A 25,393-nucleotide genomic window follows, 5' to 3' on the forward strand; every position below is an offset into this window, starting at 1 on the left:
ATGAAATCTGTGCTGCTGTCTTGTTTGCTGATGGTGTCGGCATCCCCTGCCCTTGCAGGCGCGTGGGCGCGCGAAAAGGGCGAATTATTCATCGCGGCTGGCGGAAATTTTCTGCTGTCAGAAGGCGCGCAACTGCCTGTGCACTACGACCCGACGCTATATGCCGAATGGGGTCTGACCGACCGGATCACTCTTGGGATTGACGTGCATACCGCTGACAAGGGACAGATCGGCACAGCCTTTGCCTTTGCCAATATTCCCATCGGCGATCTGACGGCGCAAAATCGTTGGGCGGTCAACGTGGCTTACGGGGTGCGCGCGACCAATCGGCAACCGACCGAGACGCTGTTGCGGGCTGGGTTTTCCTGGGGGCGTGGCATCGAAAACGGTTGGCTCGCGGTTGATACCAGCGCCACCATCGGCACCATAGACACAACTTGGCGGCCAAAAATGGACGCCACATGGGGCCGCAACTGGAATGACCGCTGGACCACCACATTGCAATTGCAGACCGGACAAGGCTGGACCGATGATGTCTATGCCAAGATCAGCCCAACGGTCATCTGGAACTGGAAACCCAATATGAAAGTGGCCATAGGTGCCGTTCAGGGCCTCACCGGTGATCGTGGCGCGGCCCTGAAGCTGGAAACCTGGCTGACGTTCTAGGCCAGATCAGGTTGGGTTATCCATCCGCACCACATAGCGCAGCTTGCCCTTTACCGGTGTGTCCCACACAAAACGAACGGACCGCTTGTCCCCGCCATAGTTGGTGTCCGCCCATGGTTGTTCATAGATCTGCCCGCCGCTGCTCGTGGTAATCGCCCCTGACGGCACGGCTGCATCGACAAACCGGGCCTGGCCTTTGAACGGCAGTGCTGGTTCTGTATCCGCCACCCAATTCCGCGACGCGGTATTTTGCGTATGCTCCAACCGCGCGGGGTTAAAGACCGGGTTGTTGATCCCGTGGAACGAATTGGCCTCGAACGTGACAACCCGCATCCGGTCATAATCAAGGTCCGAAAATGTGGTGTCCACCTTGTCGACCCGGGTGATGTTGCCGTTGAAGACGCGGAACGCATTGCTGACAACAGAGAACCCATGCACGAAGTGGCCTGATCCAAAGGGCTTGATCACAATAAAGCCAAAGCCGGCACCGACATTCGTGGCGATAAAGATATTGCCCGTGACCGTCAGCCCGCCAAACGAGAACTGATTGGCAAAGCCCGGATCGGCCTCGTGTTCGTTCGTCCACTCGATAAAGTTGTTGTCGATGTAGTTGCCATTGATGATCGTCGCGCAATTTGGCCGGGTTAGGACGACACCGCCGCGCCGGATGCCGTCTTGTTCGTTGTCCCCGTGGAAATAGTGGTTGCCCGTGATGATGTTCCCGGTCCCGGCCAGCACACAGAAATGCTTGAACTTGGACACGCGGTTGTCACGCAGCTTGATGTCATTGGCATTGGCGTTCAGCGCAATGGACTTGCGGCTTTGCACCGGCAGTGGTTCTTCGCTTGAAATCAACTGGCAGCGGTCGATCAGCATACCCTGACACCCGCGCCCCGGCGAAGTGATGCCGCGATCCTTTGGGTTGTTGATGAAGCAATCCCGCACATGGAACGTCAGCCCGTCAGGCGCCATGATGATCCCGCTGCATTCATCCGAACATTGGAACTCGATGTCGTCCAGAATGAACTGGCTGAGGCTGTCGTAGCCGGAGAAGTCCAGCAGGTAGGCAAAGCGCCGGAAGGTATAGTTTTGCGTACCCGCTGCGTCATATAGCGGTTGGCTGATGTTCACCGTCGCGGCCCCCACGTTGACGGATGTCACATAGACTTCTCGGCCCACGCCAGAGCCTTCGACCAGCGCCCCAACCTTGACGTTGGCGACGTTGACCACGTTGGTCAGGCGCTTTTCATTGGTGCCGGGGGTATAGCGTGCCTGACTGTTGATGGTGTTTGTGTTCCACGCATTACCTGTGACCGACTGAAACTGCCCATTGCGGATCACGCGACGCGTGGCAAAGCTGGTGCGATCCGGGTCGCAACCCTGCATATCAAGCGGTTCTGTCAGCGAAATCCGCCGCCCACACAGATCAAGCGATTCATGATCAGCAAAGTTGATCAGCGCCTGATAGGCCTTTTTGAACGCTTCCTCTTCATCGCCAAAAGCATCGACATAGGTCTGATAGTTGAAGTCTTTGCGCAGGATGAAATGCTTACCACGGGTCTGGTCGACCGTGCCTTCAAACCGGATCCGGTTTTCAATGGTGACGTTCTTGGTCAACTTGAAAACACCGGCGGGCACCAGAATTTCGCGCCCATCTGCAGCAGCATCCGCTGCTTCAAACGCATCGGAATCGTCTGTGCTGCCATCGCCTAACGCGCCATAGTCCCGCACATCGACCATCGCCATCATATCGCGCTGGAAAGCACTTGTGATGTCAACAATCTGAATGTCATCGACCCGGACAAGCCCGCCGCTATTGCCTGTCAGATCAATGCCAAAGTGGCCATAAGCGGCCTCGGGCCAGATCAGATCAACACCATTGCGGTCACCGGTGCCCACGATTGCCGAAATTTCGACCACCTCGCCATAGGTGGTCAGTGGCGTGGCAGGACCCACAGACGTTGCAACACTGGCAGAGCCGCCACCTGCTGCCCCGGCCCACCCTGCGATCCGCACATTAGGCAACGGGCCTGCCACCGCCTTGACCTGCGCGGTGATCTGCAAATAACAGCCCGGCAAGATTGGCGTTTCCGCCATGTAGCGGACTTTTTGGGTGTTGTTGGTCTTTTGCACCTCAAGGCAACCGCCAAAATCCTGATCGGCGCTGACGAAAACACCGGTGCCGCTTCCCGCATAGGTGTCTGACCCCGGTGTGCCATTGCCGCTTGACCAGACACTCAAGCCTGCCGCAAAGGGCAGCGGCATCAGCACGATCCCGTCAGTAATTGCCTTGTTCATGAAAAATCCCTCGCCCGGACGCAGGTCAGTGCCGGGCGCGGGCCCGGTGCACATCCGCGTATGTTTGAAAAAGACCGCACCGGATGTCGGGCAGTCACCGGGATCAGGGATAAGGCTTGCGCGTAAAGAACCGCTAAGACCACCGTGACGGTGGCCGAAGTTGATCAGGCCGACAATTCAGGCGCTGGCACCACGCTGACACCATTGATCTTCCAACCGGCGTCTGTTTCCAGCATCGCATAGGACAGCACCCACCCTGCCCCTTCTGCATCACGAATAAACACCTTTTGCAGCACCAACTGGCCCGAACCTTCAAGTTCCATGAAGGCGGCGTCGCGATTGTCCCAGACCATCGGATAGCCCTGTTCAACCATCTGCCCGAACCGTGCGGAATTGCCGAACATGCCCTGGATCATCGGGCTGGCATGTTCCCAGGCGGCGGCAACGTCACGGTCGGTAAAGGCCTGCAATTGCTGGCCGATCACATCCTCAATCGCCTTGTTATCCTGCGCCTGCACTGGCACGGCGAAGGCCCAAAAGGCCAGGATCATCGCAAAAAAACGCATCAGACTTCCTCCTGCTGTCTTTCTAGATACGCAAGACAACGACCAGAGGTTTCATTTCTTCTTCTTTGTGGGCTTTGGTTTCAACGTTCCTGCAAAGGCCACTGACCGGGAAAACCACGCGGCAAGGGCGACTTCGTCGGCCAAAAGCGCATCAGAAACAGCCACATAACCATTCATCACCGCATTGTGGCGGATCACCGGGGAGGCATCCCAGTCCGCGCCATAGTCAGCGATGTCGTCTTTGGACATGCGCAGGCACATCTCACAGTCCGGGCCGACAAAGCTGAACATGTTGCCGTTCATCGCCGTATAGGCGCTGGTCTTGCCCTTGCGCACGAGGTCGGGATGCGCCGCGATCAGGCGATCATAGATTGCGATGACAGTGTCCCGGTCCATGGCCATGCTGCAAGCTTAGCACAGTTCCCCTTTCACATCACGCAGCGTTGTGGTGGGGTCAGCGCAACAACAAGGAAAGGGACAACTTATGTCAATTCTCAAACGCGGGATGAAGGGCGCGCCGGTCAAACGGCTGCAGGAAAAACTGGGGATCGACGCGGATGGCGCATTTGGGCCCGGCACCGAACGGGCGCTGAAGGACTATCAAAAGGCCAACGATCTTGTCGTGGATGGCATCGCGGGTCCTGACACCTTTACCGTAATCGGCTTGCCTGAATTGATCCTGCTGCGTGTCGGTTCTCGGGGTGAGGCGGTCAAGCTTTTGCAAATGGACCTTGGGATCGAGGCAGACGGCAAATTCGGCCCCGGTACCAAAAAGGCCGTACAGGCCTTCCAGACCGCCAAGGGTCTGCCGGCTGACGGGATTGCGGGGCCAAACACCTTGTCACAGATGCTGATGTTCGCCGGCATGATGACCCCACAAACCGTGAAACTGGCAGAGGTGAAGCCCGAAGAGGAACACTTTGAAAGCGAGCCTTTGCCAGAGGTCAAAGGTGTTGAACCCGTCAAGGGCGAGGCCGTCGAAGTGGCCGAAACCTCGGAAGAGAAATCGGTTTGGGGCAAGGTCAAGGGCTGGTTCGGCTAAGGCGCACCCCTCGCGCGATTGGAACGTGACTGCCCTTATGTGCTATGGTGCTTCTTACCTTGCATATGGGGGCACATGGGGGCACGCCGCATGACACAAACGGATAAAGCCAGGAACATTCTTGCACAGATCGACCCGGTCGCCCCCAAAATGGGCGCGATCAAGTCACTCGCCACGGCGATCAAGAAAGACCACGCACTGGCAACAGAACTGTGGGCGGGCGGTGGCTTTGGCCCGCGCCTTTTGGCCCTGCTCATCATGGACAAGATGCAGCTTGGCCAGCCCGCGATCGAGGCTTTGGCCGATGACATGGCGCGCCACTCCAACGACGAGCGTGACAAATTGTCAGAATGGCTGCTTGCGCATCAATTGACCAAAGCGAAGAAGACCGCTGCACTGATCGAGACGTGGCAGGACCATCCCTCGCCCGTGTTGCGCCGCCTGTATTGGTACCATCAGGCCCGCCTGCGCTGGACGGGCAAGATCCCGCCCAACAACACCGCCGCGCTGATGGCAAAACTAACATCAGACCTTGGGTCTGAGGACCCGCAGGTCCAATGGGCGATGAACTTTACCGCCGGGCAGATTGGTATCTATAATGATGCGTTTCGCGATGCCTGCATCAAGCTTGGCGAACGCACTGGCCTTTATAAGGGCGATCCCGTGGCGCGCGGCTGCACACCCAACTACCTGCCAGAGTTCATTGCGATTGAACGTGCCAAGTTGCAGTAGCCGCTCTGACCACGCGCAAGCATTGCTTACGCTTCGGCCAACCGCCCCTCGATCAGCGCAATGGTCTCGTCGACGCCGTAAAGTGCGATGAAACCGCCGAACCGCGGCCCTTGGGATGCGCCCAGCAGCACCTCATAAAGAGCCGTGAACCAGCTGCGCAGCGGGTCAAAGTCATGCGCTTTGCCGACGGCAAAGACCTCTGACTGCAAGGCTTCGGCATCCAATCCGCCGTCCCATGCCTTCAGCCTGGCCACCAGATCTTCCATCGCGGCGCGTTCCTTTTCGTCGGGCGCGCGATAGACCTTTGTAGGCTTCACAAAGTCATTATAGTAGCGAACCGCAAAACCGGCGGCCTGATCCATCTGCGGGTTCTTTTCCGCCGACGCGTCGGGCGCATAACGCTGAATGAAGCCCCAGAGCGTATCCTTGTCCTCTGCCCCGGACACCGACGCGAGGTTCAGTAGCATCGCGAACGGCACCACCATGTCGGACGCAGGCACATTGTGGCCGTGGATGTGGAACACTGGGTTATTTGTCCGTGCTGCGGTGTCCTGATCGGCATAGGCGCGCAGCTGCTGATGATATTCATCCACCGCCTTGGGGATCACATCAAAGTGCATCCGCTTGGCCGTCTTGGGCTTGAGGTACATGAAATAGCTCAGGCTTTCGGTGCTGGCATAGGTCAGCCACTCATCAATCGAAATCCCGTTGCCCGAAGACTTGGAAATCTTCTGGCCGTTCTCATCGAGGAACAGCTCATAGCTGAAATGCTCAGGCTTCTTGCCGCCCAATATCTCGCAAATCCGGTCATAGATCGCAGTATTGGTGGCGTGCTCTTTGCCGTACATCTCAAAATCGACGTCAAGCGCGGCCCAGCGCGCGCCAAAATCGGGCTTCCACTGCAACTTCACATTGCCGCCAGTGACCGGCAGCGTCCATTCGCGACCGTCTTCGTCGTCAAAGGTCACCGTGTGGTTGACCGGGTCAACGTTCTTCATCGGCACATAAAGCACCCGACCGGTCTCTGGATGGATCGGCAGAAAGATTGAATAGGTCGCGGCACGTTCTTCGCGCAGCGACTTTAGCATGACCTTCATCACATCGTCATAACGCTCTGCGGCACGCTTGAGCACCTCGTCAAACTGACCAGAGCGGTAGAACTCGCGCGCCGAATAAAATTCGTATTCAAACCCGAAGGTGTCCAGAAACCGCCGCAGCATCGCGTTGTTATGGTGTCCAAAACTCTCGAACTCGCCAAAAGGATCGGGCACAGAGGTCAACGGCTTGTGCATATGTTCGGCCAGCATGTCCTGTTGCGGCACATTGCCCGGCACTTTGCGCATGCCATCCAGATCGTCCGAAAAGCAGATCAGCTTGGTCGGAATATCCGAGATCACCTCGAACGCGCGCCGGATCATGGTGGTGCGCAGCACCTCACCAAAGGTGCCGATGTGCGGCAGCCCTGACGGGCCATAGCCGGTTTCGAACAGCACATGATCCTTGCCCGAGGCTTCCACACGTTTGAGCAAGCGGCGTGCTTCTTCGAAGGGCCACGCCTTGGAATTCATCGCTGCTTCGCGCAAACTGGTCATTGGAATATCTCACTTCACCTGCGGCCCCGATGGCCACATTCGCGCACTCCCTATTGCGAGCGCCCGCGCGCGTCAATAAATGGGATGCATTGGCGACGAAAGGACACCCAATGACCATAGAACACCCCATGTCAGCACAGGATGCCCTTGCAGCACTGATGTTCGCCATGTCTGCGTCTGATGCCGACATCCGCACCGCTGAGTTGGTGAAGATCAACAACGCCATCAATAACCTGCCGGTATTTGCCGATTACGACACCGACCACCTGTCGCGATTGACCCAATTGGTGTTTGACCTTTTTGAACAGGAAGACGGGCTGGAGGCGCTGTTTGGCCTTGTGCGCGAGTGCCTGCCTGAAAAGCTCTATGAAACGGCCTATGCGCTGTCGTGTGACGTGGCCGCAGCTGATGGCGCCATTGGCGAGGCAGAGGCGCGGTTGCTGGAAGAAATCCGGTACGAGCTGAATATCGACCGCCTGCATGCCGCCGCGATCGAGCGAGGCGCGCGCGCGCGTCATATGACCCTTTAGGTTCCGCCCAGATCACCCATCAGCGCCCAGCGCTGCAAGATATCCTGCTGCAATCGCTTGGCCTTGGTGTTGAACGTGATTGACCCGGCGGGCTGTTCGTCGCCTGCGGCCTTGCCGCGCGCGCGGGCATCAAGGTCTGCTGCAAAGATCGCAAAACTTAGCGTGCGACCGCCTGACGTCGTTAAATAGCCCGCCAGCGTTGATACAAAGTTCAGCGTACCCGTCTTGGCGCGCACGTCGCCCGGCGCATCCTTGATCGGCCGCCCTTCGCTGTCGCGCATCGTGATCGACTTCAGGATCGGCGACAGCCGCCCGCGCACATCCTGCGCGTTTAGCAGCGTCACCATGTCGCTTGCCGAGATCCGCGACTGATCACCAAGGCCGGAATGATCCACAAACGCGGGCGTAATCCCTGCACGCGCCGTGGCCCAGCGCGTCATACCCAGCGCAGAAGTCCGCAAACCGCGCCGCTGCCCAGTCAACGCAGCACTCGCCGTCATACCCGCCGCCTCTGCCGTCAGGTTGGTCGAGAACCGCAACATCGCGCGCATGACGCCGGTCAGCGAATCGCTTTCATGATCTGCCAGCACCTGCGCGTCTGGAAGTGTGGGAATCCGCGTGGCGACAGGCAGATCCAGCCCGTGATCCTTCATAAAGGTGCGAAAGACATCGCCTGCATAAAGCGCAGGGTAACGCACCGGCAACCAACGCGACCCGGCCTTACCAAGCGCGCCACGCGCGACGGTCCATTGGTCAACACCACCGCCGTCCTGATAGGCGTAAACCGGGCTCGTCCGATCAGCGAGCCGCATCCGCGCGATACTGACTGGGGGCCGCAATGTCTCGCTTCGAGCGTCCATCGCAACGGCATAGCTTGACCCTTCGCGTTTCCACTCAAAATGGACCCGATTGAAGTTCAGGTTCAGCCCCGACACCGCAGGGTTGTAGCCCAGATGGTCCAACTGGGTGTCGTCAATCTCTTCAACCCCCGGTAGCGCACCGCCCCAGACCAGAAACTTCCCGGTGACCTCTTTCAGCCCGGTCGCCTCCAGCGTTTCGGATAGCGCATAAAGGTCATCAGTCAGCAGATTGGGGTTGCCGCCACCCGCAAGGATCAGATCGCCGTCCAGCGCGCCGTTCATAATTGGTGCAGTACCATAGACCGTTGTCTTGAAACGATAATCGCCGCCCAAGGCTTCAATCGCATAAAGCGCGGTGACAGCTTTGGTCACGCTCGCCGGTGGCCGGGCGGTTGCGCCGTCGATGGCTTCCAGAATTTCGCCCGTCTCGGCATCAGCGATCACAAACCCAACTTGACCGTCCAATCCTGCGGCTGCGATCATGTCTGCTGTGCTCAGCCGCGCGCGCGGCCTGACACGGGGCAAATTGCTTTGCCGTGCCTGTGGGCGCAAAGATGTCAGCGGCGCATTGGCAAGTGCGGTGCTGCCAAAAAGGCTTAGCCCAGCAATCATCGCGCGGCGTGTCAGCTTGGTTGTCATGCCTGGACCCTAGCCATGCCGTGACCTGATGTTCAACCACACAACCATCACGCTGACGCGACCCATTCGCCACGCCGCCGGATCGCGGTCGAGGATTGGGCGTTCATCGGTAAATTGACAAAGCACCAGGCCGGCGCGTCCGCCCGCGCCAGCAACCGTGATCCGCGTGCGGGTATCTTGGCGCAGCGATAGACGCGCGCGGCCTTGGACAAGCGCGCCGGGACCCGGTCGCCAGGACGCGCCAGCACACCAACCGGGACATTTTCCATGATCTGACGCCAGCTTTGCCAGCGATGAAACTGCACCAGATTGTCCGCACCCATCAGCCAGACAAAGCGCACACCGGGATACATCTGTTGCAAAGCGCCCAATGTCTCAGCTGTAAAACGCGTCCCGATCCGCGCCTCGATATCCGTTACCACGACATCCGGGTGCTGCATCACCGCGCGCGCGGCTTGCAGGCGGACAGGCAGTGGCGCAGGTCCATTGGTTTTCAACGGATTACCCGGCGTGACAAGCCACCAGACGCGGTTTAGCCCAAACCGCTTCAAAGCGGCCTGCGTGATCTGCACATGGCCCTGATGCGCAGGATCAAATGACCCGCCAAGCAGTCCAATCACCTGCCCCCGCCGGGCCACTGGAAAATCCTGTCTCATGCCGCGTCTCAAACAACCTGCCCGTCAATCTGTAAAGCCGAATGTGCGAGGAAACCACCACGAGTTAACCCGCAGGTAAGGGTCCCGGCGCTATGTCGGGACTTGAGATAGCCAGGAATTGCCATGACTGCATCACCCCTGATCATCGCTGCATTGCTGACCGCCTGCGCGGGTCTGCTGGTGTTTGCTTGGCGGTCACGGCAAAAGGTTACAGCCCTTGAAACGACGCTGACCAAGGTGGAATCCACCGCGGCAAAAGATCGGCGCGAGGCTTCATTTTTTCGGATCGCCTGTTCCAACACAGATGATGGCTTGGTCGTACAGGGGCTTGATGGGCGGATCCTTTGGGTCAATCCGGCCTATTGCAAGATCATGGGCTACAACGCGCACGAGGTTGTGGGGCGCAATCCGATGGAATACGCCATGCGTCCGGGCGACAAACCATCCGATGAAACGATCCGCAATTTTCGCTATCGCCGGGATGATCCCAACTGGGGTCGGCTGTCGCTTTATCGCAATGTCCGCAAGGATGGGCAGGAGTTTTGGAACCAGATCAGGGTGTCGTTTCATCAAGACGACGACGACGGCGAATACGTTATTTTGGTGTGCCGCGATGTCAGCGCAGAGGTTGACCGCGAAGAGGCGTTGCGCAAGCAATCAGCAAAGCTGGCCCATGTGGCCGCCCATGATGATCTGACCGGTGCCGCAAACCGACCCCACATGATGCAATTTACCACCGATGCCCTGACGCAAGCCAAGGACAACGGGGCACGCATCGGGCTTTTGCAGATCGACCTTGATAAGTTCAAAGACGTCAACGACACCTATGGGCACTCTGCCGGTGACGCCGTGTTGCGTCACATCACGGATCAGATCTCGCGTACTTTGCGCAAAACCGATCTGCTGGCGCGGATGGGCGGCGACGAATTTGTCGCAGTCTGCACGCAACTCAGCTCAATTGAAGAGCTCCGGAAGCTGGGTGTCGCCTTGGTTGACAGCGTGCGCACGCCATTGACGTTTGAAGGGAACACCATCGTGCCTTCGATCAGCATTGGCGCGGCCATGTCAGAACCTGACGCGTCTTCCGTTGATGATCTGCTGAAAAAAGCCGACCTTGCCCTTTATGAGGTTAAGCGCGCCGGACGCGGACATGTTGCCGTTTATGACGCCACCCTGCACAAATCCGTGCAGCGCAAGTCACGTAGGTCTGATGAATTGCAGCGTGCAATCTTGAATGATCAAATTTCCTTTGATTTTCAGCCCACAATCGATATCGCTACTGGCCGCATCTGCTCGCTCGAGGCGTTGGCACGCTGGACAGATGAGGACGGTGTGACCCACCTTCCCGACGATTTCCTGGGGATGGCCAAGGACATGGGCAACCTTGCCCAGATTGACGCTGCTGCCCTGACCGCCGCGGCGACAATGCAAGCGCGTCTGACGACCGAAGGATTTGAGCACATCATCACCGGCTTTAACGCATCAGAGGATTTCTTTGCCCACACCGACTTTATGGCGGATCTTGGCACCGCCTTGCGTCGCACCGGGGCCGATCAGCAGCAATTGCGCATCGAACTGCCGCAGACGCTGGTTTTTGACGCCCTTGCTGGGGATACCGCCAAACTGTCGGTCATTGAATCCCTGCATGACAACAACTTTGCCACTATCCTCGACAGCTTCGGCGCTGGCTTTGCGGGTCTTTTGCAAATTGGCGCGCTCAACATGTCAGGGTTCAAAACGGCGCGGCAACTGACCGATGATTTGTCGCGTGACACGAATGCCCAAAAGGCGCTGCGAATGATCAATGAACTCGCTGCCGACATGTCTCTGTCCGGCATCGTCATGGGCATTGAAACGCAAGAGGGCTTTGACGCACTTGGCCGGACCGGCGCCAAATTTGCACAAGGCAACTGGATCGCGCCACCAATTCCGGCCGCCGAGATCGTGGATTGGCTGCGCGCGCACCAAGCCGCTGATGGCGCGGCCACCATCCTGCATCGGCAATTGCCCCCGGACCAACGCATCGCTATCTAGACGCTAACATCTTTTGCAAAGTGAGCGTCGCACATGGCCAGCTATCAATTCGTCTATTTCATGGATGGCGTTTCCAAGACCTATCCTGGTGGCAAGAAAGTCTTTGAAAACATTCGCCTGAACTTTCTGCCCGGCGTCAAGATTGGCGTTGTGGGCGTGAACGGCACCGGTAAATCCACACTGATGCGGATTATGGCCGGCCAGGATAAGGATTTCGCCGGTGAGGCATGGGCCGCCGAAGGGGCCCGTGTCGGCTATCTGCCACAGGAACCCGAACTCGACCCTGCGCTAAGCGTGCGCGAAAACGTCATGTTGGGCGTGGCCGAAAAGAAGGGCATCTTGGACCGCTACAATGAACTGGCGATGAATTACTCCGAAGAAACCGCCGACGAGATGGCGAAGCTTCAGGATGAGATTGACGCCCAGAACCTTTGGGACCTCGACGCACAAATCGACGTCAGCATGGAGGCATTGCGCTGCCCCCCCGACGACGCGTCGGTGGACACGCTTTCGGGTGGTGAAAAGCGGCGGGTTGCCTTGTGCAAATTGTTGCTTGAAGCGCCGGACATGCTTTTGCTTGACGAACCGACCAACCATCTGGACGCCGAAACCATCGCGTGGCTGCAACAGCACCTGATTGATTACAAAGGCACAATCCTGATCGTGACCCACGATCGCTATTTCCTGGACGCGATCACCGGTTGGATCCTGGAACTCGACCGCGGGTCGGGCATCCCGCACGAAGGGAACTATTCCAGCTGGTTGGAGGCAAAGGCAAAGCGGCTGGAAAAAGAAGCCAAAGAGGACAAATCCAAGCAGCGCACGCTGGAACGCGAGTTGGAGTGGATGCGCCAAGGTGCCAAGGCCCGGCAGGCGAAATCGAAAGCACGGATACAGGCCTACAACGAACTGGCCAGCCAATCCGAACGCGACAAAGTCGGTCGCGCTCAGATCATCATTCCCAACGGCCCGCGCCTTGGCTCAAAGGTGATCGAAGTCGCGAACCTGAAAAAGGCGATGGGCGATAAGTTGTTGATCGAGGATTTGACATTTGACCTGCCGCCGGGCGGTATTGTCGGTGTGATTGGGCCTAACGGCGCAGGTAAATCTACGCTTTTCAGCATGTTAACCGGCCAAACCGAACCTGATGAGGGCACCGTTGGTTATGGTGACACGGTCAAGCTGGCCTATGTCGACCAGTCCCGCGATGCCCTGAACCCAGATGCGACCGTCTGGGAAGAGATCACCGGCGGCGCTGAGATTATCGAACTGGGCGACGCCAGCATGAACAGCCGCGCCTATTGCTCTGCCTTTAATTTCAAAGGTGGCGACCAGCAGAAAAAGGTCGGGCTTTTGTCAGGTGGCGAACGCAACCGCGTCCATATGGCAAAGTTATTGAAATCCGGCGGCAACGTTCTGCTGCTTGACGAACCGACAAACGATCTTGACGTTGAAACGCTGCGCGCACTCGAAGACGCGTTGTCCAGCTTTGCGGGATGTGCCGTGGTCATCAGCCACGACCGCTTTTTCCTCGACCGGATCTGCACGCACATTCTTGCCTTCGAAGGCGACGCGCATGTCGAATGGTTCCAAGGCAATTTTGAGGACTACGAAGAAGACAAGAAAAGCCGCCTTGGCGCCGACGCGATGGAACCAAAGCGCATGAAACATAAAAAGTTTGTGCGATGATCCAAGGGGTTATCGCCGGGGCCGTATTTGCGGCCATGCTGTGGCTGTTTGACTTGTCACTTGCAGCGGGCGCGCATCCGTTCTGGGCTTCCAAGGTGGTCTGGATCGGCGCGCCCATTGGTCTTTTGGCCTTTGTGATCAGCAAATTCCTTTCGCCGATACAGCAGATCCTGATCAGCGTGGTCCTTGCCGCGCTGGCCCTTGTCGCTGCTGTACAGGGTAAGGCAATCTTTGCTGCGTCCTTTGCTGAAAACGCGCTGGCGGGTCAGGCGTGGTTCTTTGGCTGGATCGCCACATGCGCAGCCCTGACCGCCCTTGTGGCAAGCATCGCCCGGATGATGAGCGCACGCTGATTACCACAGTTTTTCCTTATACGCTTCACCTTTTCCTCACCATTTCCTGCCAAATTCCTCGCCAACAGGTCAGGGACCGCAGTGCAGAATGCACCGCATTCCCGCAACCACGTAGGCATAACATGGGATTGGTTCTTTTCGGCGGCACAATCGGATTGTTCAGCGCTTTGTGCTGCGCTCTTTTTGGTGACATCACTTGGGGTGAGGCGGCCTTGGTTTATTGGATCACCGGCACTGCGGCACCGCTTTTGCATGCAACATTCGGCGTCATGGCCCCGGCCGTAGCAGAACCGCCCCGATCTTGAGCGTCTGAGCGGCCCGCCACACCTTACTTCGTGCAAAATCCACGGATTTACAGTAGATTCGCATCCATTTTTGCAGCAAACTTGACACATAGTCTGGCGACAAACTGCTGAAAACGCAGATTATTTGCGATCGCCTTGCTTTTACCCCGCAGGAGATCATACTTAGCGGGCTACGTTACTTCTATCGACCACTGCACCTGAGAACGGCCCAGTCCTTCGATCCAGCAATGACGAGCCGTCCCGCTGCACTCCCGCGAGCGGAAAATCAGGAGAAACGACATGGCCTCAGGCACTGTCAAGTGGTTCAACACCACAAAAGGTTACGGATTTATTGCACCCGACGGTGGCAGCAAGGACGTATTTGTTCATATTTCGGCTGTTGAGCGGTCCGGTCTGACCGGTTTGAAGGACGACCAGAAGGTCAACTTCGACATCGAAGCCGGGCGCGATGGCCGCGAAAGCGCGATCAATCTGACCCTCGCCGACTAACGCAAAAGGGCGCCCCAACGGGCGCCCTTTTCAATTCAATCCGCAAGGACAAAGGTCACTTTCAGCACCACTCGGTAGCTGGTGATCTTGCCGTCGTCGACGGTCACTTTCTGGTCCGCGACCCAGGCCCCCTTGATCCCCTTCAATGTCTTTGATGCGCGCTTGATGCCGTTTTCGACCGCGTCGTCAAACGACTTGCTGGATTCGCTGATGATTTCCGTGACTTTTGCGACAGACATGGCTGTTTCCTTTTTTCGTTGTCCCACCACCACCCTACCCTAAGGTGCGGTCCAGTCCACATCTGACGCCTCGGAAACCACCAGCCCACCATCGCGAAACGGCACCATCAGGGCTCGTGCTGGCGCCTCATCCTCGCCCAACCACGTTGAAATCTGGTCTTTTTCCAGGATCACACCCATCCGGTGATGAATGTCGCGGACATCCGCCGACGGTGCGCAAGTGACCGTCGCCACTTGCGGCAGCTGTGTGCCACCAGGGGCTGTCCAGACGTCATAGATCGCTGCAAACCAGATCAAGGCGCCGTCTGTGCGCGCAATGCGCCACGCTGTCTTGCGCCGCTTCTCGCCCGTCCATTCGTACCAACCGTCCACCGGCAAAACCGCGCGGCGCACCCCGTCAAAGGCGGATTTGTCAAACACGGTTTCCGACCGCGCATTGATGATCGTTTCCATCACCGGACGGCCCCGCGCGTTCACGCGCCCCACCGGGATCATCCCCCAGCGCATCCGCGCAGCCCCTTGCTCTGTCAGCACCTGCAACTCTTCCCCCGGTGCCATGTTGAAGCGCGGGCCATCCGCATCCAGCCCCAATCCGGGATCAGACGACAGGAACAGCCGCCCCGGCATTCACTCGATCCCTTCCGCGAAATCCAACACGGCCGGGCCCAGTGCCGCGACAATGACCGCGACCCCCTCTGCCGTAGGGTGTAGACCGTCGCCTTGCAGATAGCCCAACAAGCCCTCTTGCCCGGCCTCTTCAATCAGCGCGGCGAAAAAGGATGGCACCAAGGGTACGTCATGAGTCTTTGACAGGTCAGGGTATATTGCGTCAAATTCCGCTTTGTAATCAGCGCCATAGTTCGCACCAACGTCCAGCCCGACCAACAGTGTTGCGACACCCTTAGCCTTTGCTGCGGCCAGAATGCCATCCAGATTGTCCCGCACGAGGGTCGGCGGCAGACCCCGCAGATAGTCGTTGGCCCCCAGTGCGACGATCATGCCATCAACGTCGTCGGTCAGCGTCCAGTCAACCCGCGCGAGCCCGCCCGCCGTGGTGTCGCCCGACAGCCCTGCATTGATCACCGTGACCTCTGCGCCCTGCGCGTCCAGCCAACGCTGCAACTGCGGGACCAACCCGTCTGCGGTATCCAGTCCATAGCCCGCTGTCAGGCTATCGCCCAATGCGGCGACGACGACAGGTTCCGCCTGCGCCGAAGTTGCGGCAATTGTCATCAAACTGATGTTGAGAAATGCGCATTTGGCCCCATATCCCAAGGACAGAACTCGCGCAAAGGCCCCGTAAATGACTGAACCCGTCCTCTCGCTGACCGATGCCTCATTGTCCCTGATGGGCAACGCGGGTCGGGTCGACATCCTGCACGACATCTCACTGGATGTGTCCAAGGGCGAAACGCTGGGGTTGGTGGGGCCAAGTGGGTCGGGCAAATCGTCTCTCCTGATGCTGATGGGCGGTCTGGAAACTGCCACCGCGGGGGCTGTTGCCGCCCTAGGTCAGGACCTGACCACAATGAACGAAGACCAGCTTGCCCGCTTTCGCAGGGATAATATGGGGGTGGTGTTTCAGTCTTTCCACCTGATCCCTACCATGACCGCTTTGGAAAACGTGGCAACCCCGCTTGAATTGGCCGGGCACCGCGATGCCTTTGATCGCGCGGCGGCAGAACTGGACGCCGTGGGGCTGGCAGACCGCGCCGACCATTACCCTAGTCAAATGTCGGGGGGTGAGCAGCAGCGCGTTGCCCTCGCCCGCGCCTCTGCCCCACGCCCGAAGATTCTGTTGGCGGATGAGCCTACCGGCAATCTGGATGAAACCAACGGCCAAGCCATCATGCAGCTGTTGTTCGATCTGCGCGACCGCCATGGTGCGACGCTGGTGATGGTCACCCACAGCCGAGAGCTTGCCGCCCGTTGCGACCGCGTGATCCCGCTGCGCGATGGCCGCATCGACACCGCTCGGCAAGCGGCATGAGTCTGCGTCTTGCCGCCACCTTTGCACGACGCGAATTGCGCGGCGGCCTGCGCGGCTTTCGCGTGTTTCTCGCCTGTCTGGCCCTCGGCGTCGCCGCGATTGCAGCCGTTGGGACAGTCCGCGCGGGCATTTCTGCGGGGTTGACCGAAAAGGGGGCGGAACTGCTTGGCGGCGATGTCGAGGCGCGGTTTACCTACCGCTTTGCCAGCCCGCTCGAACGGGCGTTCTTTGAGGACATTTCCGACAACATTGCCGAAGTGGTCGACTTTCGGTCAATGGCCGTTGTCGGTGACGGCGCGGATGCCGAACGTGGCCTGACGCAAGTGATGGCCGTCGACAGCCAATACCCCTTGATCGGTCAGGTTCAACTTGACCCTGACATCCCCCTTCACGACGCCTTTGCCGACAAGGGCGGCGTTATGGAACGTGTCCTGGCTGACCGGCTTGGCCTTGCCCCGGGTGATACCTTCCGCCTTGGGTCTACCGATTTTACGTTGCGCGCGATCCTGCAACGCTACCCCGACAACGCCTCTGGCGGTTTTGGCCTTGGTCCGCGCACGATCGTGCGCACCGCTGATCTGGACGAGTCCGGCCTGATCGCCGAAGGCACCCTGTTTGAGACCCAATACCGCCTTGATCTGCCACCCGATGCCGACCTTGACGCGATGCAGGCGCTTGCACAAGAAACCCTGCCAGATGCAGGCCTGCGCTGGCGCGACAGCAGACGCGGGGCTGGCGGGACAGAAAGGTTCATCGACCGCATCGGCGCTTTTCTGATCCTTGTGGGCCTCTCTGGTCTGGCCGTTGGCGGTGTCGGCGTGAGTGCTGCCGTACGCGCCTATCTGGCCGGTAAGACAGGTACGATTGCGACCCTGAAAACGCTGGGGGCCACCCGGCGCACGATTTTCCTGACGTACTTCCTGCAAATCGGCGCGCTCACGCTTCTTGGGATCACGATCGGCCTGCTTCTTGGTGGCGGCATCCCCGTCCTTTTGGCCCCGCTGATCGAGGCGTCGCTGCCTGTGCCTGCCAACTTTACCTTCAATCCGGCCCCCTTGGCCGAGGCCGCAATTTACGGTCTGTTAGCGGCGCTGATCTTCACCTTGTGGCCACTGGCGCGCACCGATGACATCCGCGCCGCCACGCTTTTCCGCGACGCCTTTGCCAGTGGTGCGGCCCTGCCGCGCTGGCCATATCTGGTCGCCACGCTGGCGCTGGTGGCCGCGCTATTGGGGCTGGCCGCATGGTTTTCCGGCACGGTCTGGCTCACGCTTTGGACCGCAGGCGGGATCACCGGCGCGCTGGCGATCCTGATCCTTGCGGCCCTTGCCATCCGCTGGCTTGCGCGCCGCAGTCGCAACTCCGCCCGCGGCCGTCCGGCCCTGCGGTTGGCCCTTGGCGCCATTGGTGCGCGCGGCGGCGAGGCGACAAGCGTCGTCCTTTCGCTTGGCCTTGGCCTATCGGTGCTGGCAGCCGTCGGCCAGATCGACGGCAACCTGCGCAATGCCTTTAACGACGAACTGCCAGACGTTGCGCCCAGTTACTTTTTTGTTGATATCCAGCCCAACCAGATCGAAGGCTTCCGCGACCGGCTGGACAATGACCCAGCAGTCAGCCGCGTTGACGCCGCCCCCATGCTGCGCGGCATCATCACTGCGATCAACGGCATCCCCGCGGACGAATTTGCTGACGGCCACTGGGTCGTGCAGGGCGACAGGGGTGTCACATACGACAGCACCCTGCCCGACAACACGACGATCACCGCAGGCGAATGGTGGCCCGAGGATTACACCGGCCCGCCACTCATCAGTTTTTCAGCCGAAGAGGCCGCCGAGATTGGCCTGCAAATCGGCGATGAAATGACCGTCAACATCCTTGGCCGCAATATCACCGGCACTGTCGCCTCGTTCCGTGAAGTCACATGGGAAGACGCGGGCATCGGCTTTGTGTTGTCGATGAACGAGGCCGCACTTGCCGGTGCGCCGCACAGCTGGATCAGCACCGTCTACGCCGAGGAAGAGGCAGAAGCGCAGATCCTGCGTGACCTTGCCACGGCCTATCCCAACATAACCGCAATCCGCATCCGCGACGCCATCGCGCAGGTGGCAACCTTGGTCGAAGGTATCTCTGCGGCAACCCGCTATGGCGCTTTGGCGACGCTTGTGACCGGCTTTCTGGTTCTGATCGGGGCCGCCGCCGCGGGCGAACGCGCCCGCACATTTGAAGCCGCCGTGCTAAAAACCATCGGGGCCACGCGGTCGCGGATCATCAGCAGTTTTGCCTTGCGCGCCGCACTTCTGGGGCTTGCAGCGGGCGTCGTGGCGCTGGCGGCTGGTATTCTAGGGGGCTGGGCGGTACAAACTTTCATCATGGAAAATGACTATACCGTTGTCTGGGGAAATGCCTTGTCGATCATCGGCGGTGGTATCCTTGTCTCGCTCCTTGCCGGGCTGGGATTTGCCGCGCGGCCACTGTCCGCCAAACCCGCGCAGGTTCTCAGAGCGCGCGAATGACCGGGTCCGCATTCTTCGGTTACGGCAGTCTGGTCAACACCGCGACCCATGACTACGCCAATCCGCGACAAGCCACGCTCAAAGGGTGGCGACGGGTCTGGCAATCAACCACCCTGCGCGATACCGCGTTTTTGTCGGTCGAGCGGGCCGCCGATCAGGAAATTGACGGGCTGGTTGCAGACGTCAGCCCCGCCCAATGGACGGACCTCGACGCGCGAGAGGCCGCCTATGCCCGTGTCGACGTCACCGCAGCCCTTGGCGCGGATCAGCCGACCGTCATCTATCGGGTCAATGCCAACCTCGCCACGGCAACGGCGACCAACACGCCGATCCTGCTCAGCTATCTTGATGTGGTCGTGCAGGGGTATCTGCACACCTTTGGCCCGCAAGGCGTGGCGCGCTTCTTTGCGTCGACCCACGGCTGGGACGCCCCGATTCTGGATGACCGCGCCGCACCGCGTTATCCGCGCCGTCAAACGCTGACTGCGCAAGAAATTGCGCTGGTCGATGCTTGCTTAGCGACGCGTATGGAGGTGCCGAAATAGCGTCAGCTGTTTCTCGAACGGCCCGCGTTTATCGTCAGCACCCATCGCGATTACGCGGTTGGCAATGAAACCTGCGATCAGGCCAAAGACGACGCCGCCCACGGCTTGTCCGATCAACACGCCCGCCGCACCAAACCACCATGCAAACAGCATCACAAAGGGGATAGTTCCCAACGTATGTCGGCCCCAATTGACCCAGGTCGAATAGAACGGATGCCCAAGATTATTGCAGGCCGCGTTGCTGACAAAGACCATCCCATTGAAAAACCACAAAAGCGAAAGCGGCCCGGCGAACAGGAACACCAGTTGCAGCGCGACCCCGTCCAACTGGAACAGCCAAGCCAGCGGCCCACGCAATCCGAACAAAATGGCCGACACCAACAGCACGACCGCCCCGGTAAAGATCAGCGCGTCCCGATAAGCCTCTCGCACCCGGTCCTGCTTTCCAGCCCCTGCGTTTTGCCCAATGATCGGCCCAACCGCCCCAGAGAGGGCGAAGATGACGCCAAAGGCCACCGGGGTCAAACGCCCGATAATCGCCATGCCCGCCACGGCCTCTTCACCATAGGTCGACATCGCGCGGGTGACATAAGCCTGACCCACAGGTGTGGCGAGTTGCGTGAGCACCGCCGGGCCTGCGATTGCCATAATCGGTTTCATATCGTGCCAGACGCTGCCAAATGTCGGCGCACCAAAGCCGCCATAGTGCTTGTGGATCGCCCAGAGCGCGGAACCGGCGATGGTGAAGCGCGCGGCAATGCTGGCCAGCGCGGCCCCGGTCAGCTCCAGATCAAGGCCAAAGATCAGGATCGGATCCAGCACCGCGTTGACGATGCCACCGTAAATCATCACCCACATCGACCGCTTCGCATCGCCATGCGCGCGCAGCACAGCGCCGCCCACAATTCCCAAAAGCAGGATGGGCAGGCTTGGCAGGATCACCCGCATGAATTGCACCGCCAGCGTCTGCGTGTCCCCGGTGGCCCCTAGCAACCCGACCAATTGCGGCGTGAACGCCCAGACAATCGCCGCAAAAATGGCCCCGCCAATCGCACCGATGATCAACGCGTTTGTCGCGCGTTGTCGCGCCAACTCTGCCTCGCCCGCGCCAAGCGCGCGGGCCACCAACGCACCGCAGGCAATCGCGATACCAATCCCGAAAGAGCCTGTGAAAAACAGGATCGCGCCTGCATATCCGATCGCTGCTGCGAGCTCTGCCTTGCCCAGCATGGCGATGAAAATCATGTCAATGAAGTCGACCAGAAACACGGCCATCAGGCCCACTGTGCTGCTGAGCGCCATGACAGTCACGTGGCGCAGCGTGCTGCCGGTCAGAAATTTGGCGTCTTCGGCCATGGTGCCTCCGGGCGTTGCCTGCCCCAGACCTAATCTGAATAAGGCGCCCGCGCCAGAGCATCGCGCGTCTGCATCAGCGTCGCCAAAAACCGCTTTGACCGTGCGATTCGCGCCTCCACCTCTGCAATCCGCGCATCAAGGAAAGCAAAACCGTCAAAATCCTCTCCCGCATCCGCCTCCAACTGCCCCAGCAGAACCGTCAATTCAGCAAGCGTCAGCCCCGCCGCTTGCGCCTCTGCAATCCATTCCAGCGTGATCAAGGTTTCATCGGGGTACTGCCGGTAATTGTTGGTCTTTCCCGGCTCGGGCGCAGAGCCAATCAGCCCTTGCCGCTCGTAAAACCGCAACGTGTCCCGGCTGAGCCCGGACCGCTTCGCCAATTCGCCAATTCGCATATGCCGCTCCAAAACCGTTGACTCGACTCAACGGTTTGTAGCACCCTTATCGCGACCTGACCAGTAAGGAGGGCCAGATGGCCAAGCGATGCGAAAGCTGCGGCATGCCGCTCAAGAACGACCCGCAAGGCGGCGGGTCAGAGGCGGATGGCAGCAAATCCACCACCTATTGTTCGATCTGCTATGCCAATGGCACCTTTGTGCAACAGGGCGTCACAGCGGCCGAATTTCAGGCTAATTGCCTGACGGCCCTGCACGACAAGGGGATGCCAAAGATCATGGCGTGGGCCTTTACCCGCGGCATCCCGAACTTGCCACGCTGGGCCGAAGGCCGTGGTTAAAGCTTTGGTTTTACTTGCAAAAGAGGCATCACTTCGGCCATTTCCGGCCCGCGCTGACGACCCGTGACCGCCTGGCGCAGCGGCATGAACAGCCCCTTACCCTTGCGGCCTGTCGCCTCTTTCACGGCTGCGGTCCACGTCCCCCAGGTGTCAGCCGCATAGGGCGGATCACCCAGCAAATCGAAGGCTTGTGCGACAAAATCCCGGTCCTCATCCGCCACTAATGGTGTCGCCCCATCGCGGAACTGCGCCCACCAGCCCGCGACGTCATCCAACGTGCTGATATTCTCGCGCACCGCTGCCCAGAACGCCTCCCGCAACGCCACCGGCACACCTGCGGCCTCTAGCGTCTCGGCCACCGCACTGGCATCCAGCGTGCCCAGATAGCGCGCCGTCATCGGGCGCAAATCTTCTACGTCAAACTTGGTTGGGGCTGACCCGAACTTGGACAAATCAAACCCGGCGACCACGCCGGCGATGTCAGACCGTAACTCAACCGGATCGCTCGATCCCAGCCGCGCCATCAGGCTCATGATCGCCTGCGGGGCAATCCCCTGATCGCGCAGGTCTTTCAATGCCAGCGTGCCCAAACGCTTCGACAGCCCTTCGCCTTGTGGCCCCGTCAACAAAGAGTGATGCGCAAAGCGCGGCACATCGCCACCGATGGCCTCGATAATCTGGATCTGCGTGGCGGTATTGGTCACATGGTCCGACCCGCGCACCACATCGGTGATCCCCATTTCTACGTCATCTACAACGCTGGCCAAAGTATACAAAATCTGACCATCGCCGCGGATCAGCACCGGGTCCGACACGCTGGCGGCATCAATCGAAATCTCACCCAGAATACCGTCGGTCCAATTGATCCGCTCTTGATCCAGCTTGAACCGCCAATGCCCAGTGCGCCCCTCCGCGCGATAGGCCGCCTTCTGATCCTCGGTCAGGTCCAGTGCAGCGCGGTCATAAACCGGCGGCTTGCCCATGTTCAGCTGCTTTTTGCGCTTCAGATCCAGTTCAACGGGCGTCTCAAAACACTCATAAAGCCGCCCCATTTCCACCAGCTTGTCTTTGGCGGCCATATAGCGGTCAAGCCGGGTCGATTGGCGTTCAACCTTATCCCAATCAAACCCAAGCCAGCCCAGGACATCGGTGATGCCGTCGACATATTCTTCCTTGGACCGTTCCGCATCGGTGTCATCAATCCGCAGAATGAAGGTGCCGCCCTGTTGCCGCGCAATCGCATAGTTGAACAACGCCGCGCGCAGGTTGCCAATGTGCAGCCAGCCGGTGGGTGAAGGGGCAAAACGGGTGGTGGTCATGGGGTCTCTCCAAAGTTGCCCCCATGTGTCACGCAGCCTCTCAAATGTCTAGGAGGGGTGGACCGGCCAGCGTTTCCCCAGGTCATCCAATCCCGCGCGAATGATCTCTTCCAGCACATCCATATCGTTGTTCTTCAACGGCCCCAGATACAAACACGATTTGCCGATCCGGTGTTTTCCGACCCGCGCCAGCATATCGCCCAGCTCCTGATATCCGGGCATGATGTACATCACCATATTGGCCTTGCGCGGGCTGAATCCCGTGGCCAGCATCGACCCTGACCGACCACTTTCATAAGTGTAATCATAGCTGCCATAGCCAATCAGCGACGGCCCCCACATCTTGGGGGTCCAGCCGGTCACCCGTCGGAAAAGTGCATCCAGAACGATGGCATCCTCCCGGCGCGTCTTGTGATCGACCTGCGCTATGAATTCCTCGACCGACGCTTGGGTTGCCTTGGTCTTGTTTTCTGCCATCCCAGAATCCTCCTCACCGCCACCCTATCACAAGGCTCCGGGCGGGCGGGGCACTTTTGCGCTTGCGCAAACAGGTCCGACCGACCGGCTAGCTGCCATCGCGCCAGCGGTTCACAATCGGATAGCGCCGATCCAGCCAGAACGCCCGCTTACTCAAACGCGGGCCGGGGGCCGACTGGAACCGCTTGTATTCGCTGATGTAAATCAGATGCTCCACCCGTTTGACCGTCTCGCGGTCATATCCTTTGGCGACGCAATCCGCGACGCTGGCCTCATCATCCACCAGCATCTCCAGAATGCCATCCAGCACGTCATAAGGCGGTAGGCTGTCCTCGTCCTTCTGATCAGGTCGCAATTCCGCACTGGGCGGCTTTTCGATGATCGCCACCGGAATCACCTCGCCTGCCGGGGCCTTCATCCAGGGCCGGTGATTGGCATTGCGCCAGCGGCAGGCCGCAAAAACCCGCGTTTTGTACATGTCCTTGATCGGGTTATAGCCGCCCGCCATATCGCCATAGATCGTGGCATACCCCACTGCGACCTCTGACTTGTTGCCGGTGGTCAGCAGCATCTCGCCAAACTTGTTGGACTGCGCCATCAACAACAACCCCCTGATCCGGCTTTGGATGTTTTCCTCGGTCAGGTCTTCATCGCGGCCTTCAAACAGGCCCGCCAGTGTATCTGTCACCGCATCCCGCGTCGCCTTGATCGGCACCGTGTCATAGTGACAGCCCAGCGCCTCTGCGCAGGCCGCCGCATCGTCTAGCGATCCTTGCGAAGTGTATTCAGACGGCAGCATCAAACAGCGCACATTTTCGGGGCCCAACGCATCGGCGGCAATGGCCGCAACAATCGCAGAATCAATCCCGCCCGACAGGCCCAGCAGCACCTTTTTGAACCCGGTTTTCGCCATGTAATCGCGCAGGCTGCCAACCATCACATGGTAATCACGCTCAATCTCGTCCGGCAGATCGGACTTCGCGCCCTCGACGGCTTCCCAGCCGTCATCGGCGCGCCGGAAGTCAACATGCACCACAGCCTCTTCCATGAAAGGCAACATCACCGCCAGCTTACCGCCCCGGTTCAGCACAAAGGACCGGCCGTCAAACATCTGGTCGTCCTGCCCGCCCACCATGTTCAGGTAGACCAGCGGCACATCGTTCTCGACCACGCGGGACACCATTTCGTTCATCCGGATCGGGAACTTACCCCGAAAATAGGGTGATCCATTGGGCACCATCAGCACCTCAGCCCCGCTTTCCACCATCGCCTCGCAGACATCCGGGTACCAGGCGTCCTCGCAGATCGGGCAACCAAGGCGCGGGGCTTCGTTTGTGGGGGCAAAGGGGCTCTTGATCTCGCCGCGGTTAAACAGGCGCACCTCATCGAAGACATTGAAATTGGGCAGGAAATGCTTGTCAAACCGGGTGCGCACAGCACCTCCCTCCAGCACGAAATAGCAATTGTGCAGCCGGTCGCCGTCCAGAAAAGGCGCGCCGATCGCCAGCAATGGTCCATCTGCGCAGTCCTGCGCCAGCGCCTGCAAATGCGTCCAGACATCGGCCAGAAACGCAGGCCGGCGCACCAGATCCTGCGTCTGATATCCGGTCACGAACATCTCTGGCAGGGCCACCATATCCGCGCCCGCCGCCTTGCCCTCGGCCCAGGCCGCGCGGGCCTTGGCGCAGTTCCCGGCAAGATCGCCCACCGTGGGGTTCAACTGGGCCATCGTCAGGCGAAATTGATCACGCATCGTCACATTCCTCT

Annotated in this window: 26 protein-coding genes; 12 read left to right on the forward strand and 14 right to left on the reverse strand. The window is 59.4% G+C overall.

Annotated features, from left to right (window positions below; translation table 11 throughout):
* A complete protein-coding gene (locus AB3Y40_RS13360; RefSeq protein ID WP_369439283.1) occupies positions 1–666 on the forward strand; it encodes a hypothetical protein in 666 nt (221 codons plus the stop codon).
* A 6-nt stretch (positions 667–672) separates the two neighbouring features.
* Here the strand turns inward: AB3Y40_RS13360 and AB3Y40_RS20420 are convergent, their stop codons facing one another.
* The 3 genes from AB3Y40_RS20420 to AB3Y40_RS13380 form a co-directional block, all read right to left on the reverse strand.
* A complete protein-coding gene (locus tag AB3Y40_RS20420; RefSeq protein ID WP_459553983.1) occupies positions 673–2,964 on the reverse strand; it encodes a right-handed parallel beta-helix repeat-containing protein in 2,292 nt (763 codons plus the stop codon).
* Between the two features lie 164 nt (positions 2,965–3,128).
* Positions 3,129–3,530 carry a DUF4864 domain-containing protein gene (locus tag AB3Y40_RS13375; RefSeq protein WP_369439284.1) on the reverse strand — a complete coding sequence of 134 codons (402 nt, stop codon included), beginning with the start codon at positions 3,528–3,530 and terminating at the stop codon, positions 3,129–3,131.
* 51 nt (positions 3,531–3,581) lie between these two features.
* Positions 3,582–3,926, reverse strand: coding sequence for a hypothetical protein (locus AB3Y40_RS13380; protein WP_369439285.1), 345 nt, complete (start codon positions 3,924–3,926; stop codon positions 3,582–3,584).
* A gap of 88 nt (positions 3,927–4,014) precedes the next feature.
* Between AB3Y40_RS13380 and AB3Y40_RS13385 the strand changes: the two genes are divergently transcribed.
* Positions 4,015–4,572: a peptidoglycan-binding domain-containing protein gene (locus AB3Y40_RS13385; RefSeq protein ID WP_369439286.1), complete on the forward strand. Its 558-nt coding sequence runs from the start codon at positions 4,015–4,017 to the stop codon at positions 4,570–4,572.
* Positions 4,573–4,662: 90 nt separating this feature from the next.
* Positions 4,663–5,304, forward strand: a complete 642-nt coding sequence (locus AB3Y40_RS13390) for a DNA alkylation repair protein (RefSeq protein ID WP_369439287.1) — start codon at positions 4,663–4,665, stop codon at positions 5,302–5,304.
* Between the two features lie 26 nt (positions 5,305–5,330).
* On the opposite strand, the gene AB3Y40_RS13395 is transcribed toward AB3Y40_RS13390, so the two are convergent.
* Positions 5,331–6,896 (reverse strand): lysine--tRNA ligase, encoded by a 1,566-nt coding sequence (locus tag AB3Y40_RS13395; protein WP_369439288.1) that lies wholly within the window; start codon positions 6,894–6,896, stop codon positions 5,331–5,333.
* A 110-nt stretch (positions 6,897–7,006) separates the two neighbouring features.
* Between AB3Y40_RS13395 and AB3Y40_RS13400 the strand changes: the two genes are divergently transcribed.
* Positions 7,007–7,426 carry a tellurite resistance TerB family protein gene (locus tag AB3Y40_RS13400; protein WP_369439289.1) on the forward strand — a complete coding sequence of 140 codons (420 nt, stop codon included), beginning with the start codon at positions 7,007–7,009 and terminating at the stop codon, positions 7,424–7,426.
* Here the strand turns inward: AB3Y40_RS13400 and dacB are convergent.
* Together dacB and AB3Y40_RS13410 are read right to left on the reverse strand one after the other, a co-directional pair.
* Positions 7,423–8,925, reverse strand: coding sequence for a D-alanyl-D-alanine carboxypeptidase/D-alanyl-D-alanine endopeptidase (gene dacB, locus AB3Y40_RS13405; RefSeq protein WP_369439290.1), 1,503 nt, complete (start codon positions 8,923–8,925; stop codon positions 7,423–7,425). The two genes, AB3Y40_RS13400 and dacB, sit on opposite strands and share 4 nt — an antisense overlap.
* Before the next feature lie 47 nt (positions 8,926–8,972).
* On the reverse strand, positions 8,973–9,581 hold the full coding sequence (locus AB3Y40_RS13410; RefSeq protein ID WP_369439291.1) for a nicotinate-nucleotide adenylyltransferase: 609 nt from the start codon (positions 9,579–9,581) through the stop codon (positions 8,973–8,975).
* A 123-nt stretch (positions 9,582–9,704) separates the two neighbouring features.
* On the opposite strand from AB3Y40_RS13410, the gene AB3Y40_RS13415 reads away from it, so the two are divergent.
* From AB3Y40_RS13415 to AB3Y40_RS13430, 4 genes are all read left to right on the forward strand, one after another.
* A complete protein-coding gene (locus AB3Y40_RS13415) occupies positions 9,705–11,615 on the forward strand; it encodes a putative bifunctional diguanylate cyclase/phosphodiesterase (protein ID WP_369439292.1) in 1,911 nt (636 codons plus the stop codon).
* A 33-nt stretch (positions 11,616–11,648) separates the two neighbouring features.
* Positions 11,649–13,304, forward strand: a complete 1,656-nt coding sequence (gene ettA / locus AB3Y40_RS13420) for an energy-dependent translational throttle protein EttA (RefSeq protein ID WP_369439293.1) — start codon at positions 11,649–11,651, stop codon at positions 13,302–13,304.
* Positions 13,301–13,657 carry a hypothetical protein gene (locus tag AB3Y40_RS13425; RefSeq protein ID WP_369439294.1) on the forward strand — a complete coding sequence of 119 codons (357 nt, stop codon included), beginning with the start codon at positions 13,301–13,303 and terminating at the stop codon, positions 13,655–13,657. The genes ettA and AB3Y40_RS13425 overlap by 4 nt, the downstream gene beginning before the upstream one ends.
* Positions 13,658–14,241: 584 nt before the next feature.
* A complete protein-coding gene (locus AB3Y40_RS13430; RefSeq protein ID WP_108816498.1) occupies positions 14,242–14,451 on the forward strand; it encodes a cold-shock protein in 210 nt (69 codons plus the stop codon).
* A gap of 35 nt (positions 14,452–14,486) precedes the next feature.
* Here AB3Y40_RS13430 and AB3Y40_RS13435 read toward each other — a convergent pair whose 3' ends face one another.
* Genes AB3Y40_RS13435 through AB3Y40_RS13445 form a run of 3 tightly spaced genes read right to left on the reverse strand, consistent with a single transcriptional unit; the run spans position 14,487 to position 15,923 of the window.
* Positions 14,487–14,690, reverse strand: a complete 204-nt coding sequence (locus AB3Y40_RS13435) for a dodecin family protein (RefSeq protein WP_369439295.1) — start codon at positions 14,688–14,690, stop codon at positions 14,487–14,489.
* A gap of 39 nt (positions 14,691–14,729) precedes the next feature.
* Positions 14,730–15,317: an SOS response-associated peptidase gene (locus AB3Y40_RS13440; protein ID WP_369439296.1), complete on the reverse strand. Its 588-nt coding sequence runs from the start codon at positions 15,315–15,317 to the stop codon at positions 14,730–14,732.
* A complete protein-coding gene (locus AB3Y40_RS13445) occupies positions 15,318–15,923 on the reverse strand; it encodes an arylesterase (protein WP_369439297.1) in 606 nt (201 codons plus the stop codon).
* A gap of 70 nt (positions 15,924–15,993) precedes the next feature.
* Between AB3Y40_RS13445 and AB3Y40_RS13450 the strand changes: the two genes are divergently transcribed.
* From AB3Y40_RS13450 to AB3Y40_RS13460, 3 genes are read left to right on the forward strand one after another with little or no spacing between them, the layout of a single operon-like run.
* Positions 15,994–16,680 (forward strand): ABC transporter ATP-binding protein, encoded by a 687-nt coding sequence (locus AB3Y40_RS13450; protein ID WP_369439298.1) that lies wholly within the window; start codon positions 15,994–15,996, stop codon positions 16,678–16,680.
* A complete protein-coding gene (locus AB3Y40_RS13455; protein WP_369439299.1) occupies positions 16,677–19,193 on the forward strand; it encodes an ABC transporter permease in 2,517 nt (838 codons plus the stop codon). The genes AB3Y40_RS13450 and AB3Y40_RS13455 overlap by 4 nt, the downstream gene beginning before the upstream one ends.
* Positions 19,190–19,738 carry a gamma-glutamylcyclotransferase family protein gene (locus tag AB3Y40_RS13460; protein WP_369439300.1) on the forward strand — a complete coding sequence of 183 codons (549 nt, stop codon included), beginning with the start codon at positions 19,190–19,192 and terminating at the stop codon, positions 19,736–19,738. Before AB3Y40_RS13455 ends, AB3Y40_RS13460 begins: the two co-directional genes overlap by 4 nt.
* On the opposite strand, the gene AB3Y40_RS13465 is transcribed toward AB3Y40_RS13460, so the two are convergent.
* Together AB3Y40_RS13465 and AB3Y40_RS13470 are read right to left on the reverse strand one after the other, a co-directional pair.
* Positions 19,709–21,094, reverse strand: a complete 1,386-nt coding sequence (locus AB3Y40_RS13465) for an MATE family efflux transporter (protein ID WP_369439301.1) — start codon at positions 21,092–21,094, stop codon at positions 19,709–19,711. The two genes, AB3Y40_RS13460 and AB3Y40_RS13465, sit on opposite strands and share 30 nt — an antisense overlap.
* Positions 21,095–21,123: 29 nt before the next feature.
* The gene (locus AB3Y40_RS13470) at positions 21,124–21,489 is read right to left on the reverse strand and encodes a MerR family transcriptional regulator (protein WP_369439302.1); all 366 of its coding nucleotides are present in this window, start codon (positions 21,487–21,489) and stop codon (positions 21,124–21,126) included.
* A gap of 77 nt (positions 21,490–21,566) precedes the next feature.
* Between AB3Y40_RS13470 and AB3Y40_RS13475 the strand changes: the two genes are divergently transcribed.
* Entirely contained in the window at positions 21,567–21,830 is a 264-nt protein-coding gene (locus AB3Y40_RS13475) for a zinc ribbon domain-containing protein (RefSeq protein WP_369439303.1), read from the forward strand.
* Here AB3Y40_RS13475 and gltX read toward each other — a convergent pair.
* The 3 genes from gltX to AB3Y40_RS13490 form a co-directional block, all read right to left on the reverse strand.
* Positions 21,827–23,149 (reverse strand): glutamate--tRNA ligase, encoded by a 1,323-nt coding sequence (gltX, locus tag AB3Y40_RS13480; protein ID WP_369439304.1) that lies wholly within the window; start codon positions 23,147–23,149, stop codon positions 21,827–21,829. The genes AB3Y40_RS13475 and gltX overlap by 4 nt on opposite strands.
* Before the next feature lie 48 nt (positions 23,150–23,197).
* Positions 23,198–23,626 (reverse strand): DUF1801 domain-containing protein, encoded by a 429-nt coding sequence (locus AB3Y40_RS13485; protein WP_369439305.1) that lies wholly within the window; start codon positions 23,624–23,626, stop codon positions 23,198–23,200.
* A gap of 88 nt (positions 23,627–23,714) precedes the next feature.
* Positions 23,715–25,379, reverse strand: a complete 1,665-nt coding sequence (locus AB3Y40_RS13490; RefSeq protein ID WP_369439306.1) for an NAD+ synthase — start codon at positions 25,377–25,379, stop codon at positions 23,715–23,717.
* Positions 25,380–25,393 lie beyond the last annotated feature (14 nt).

Source organism: Yoonia sp. R2331 (genome assembly GCF_041103235.1).
Taxonomy (GTDB): domain Bacteria; phylum Pseudomonadota; class Alphaproteobacteria; order Rhodobacterales; family Rhodobacteraceae; genus CANMYO01.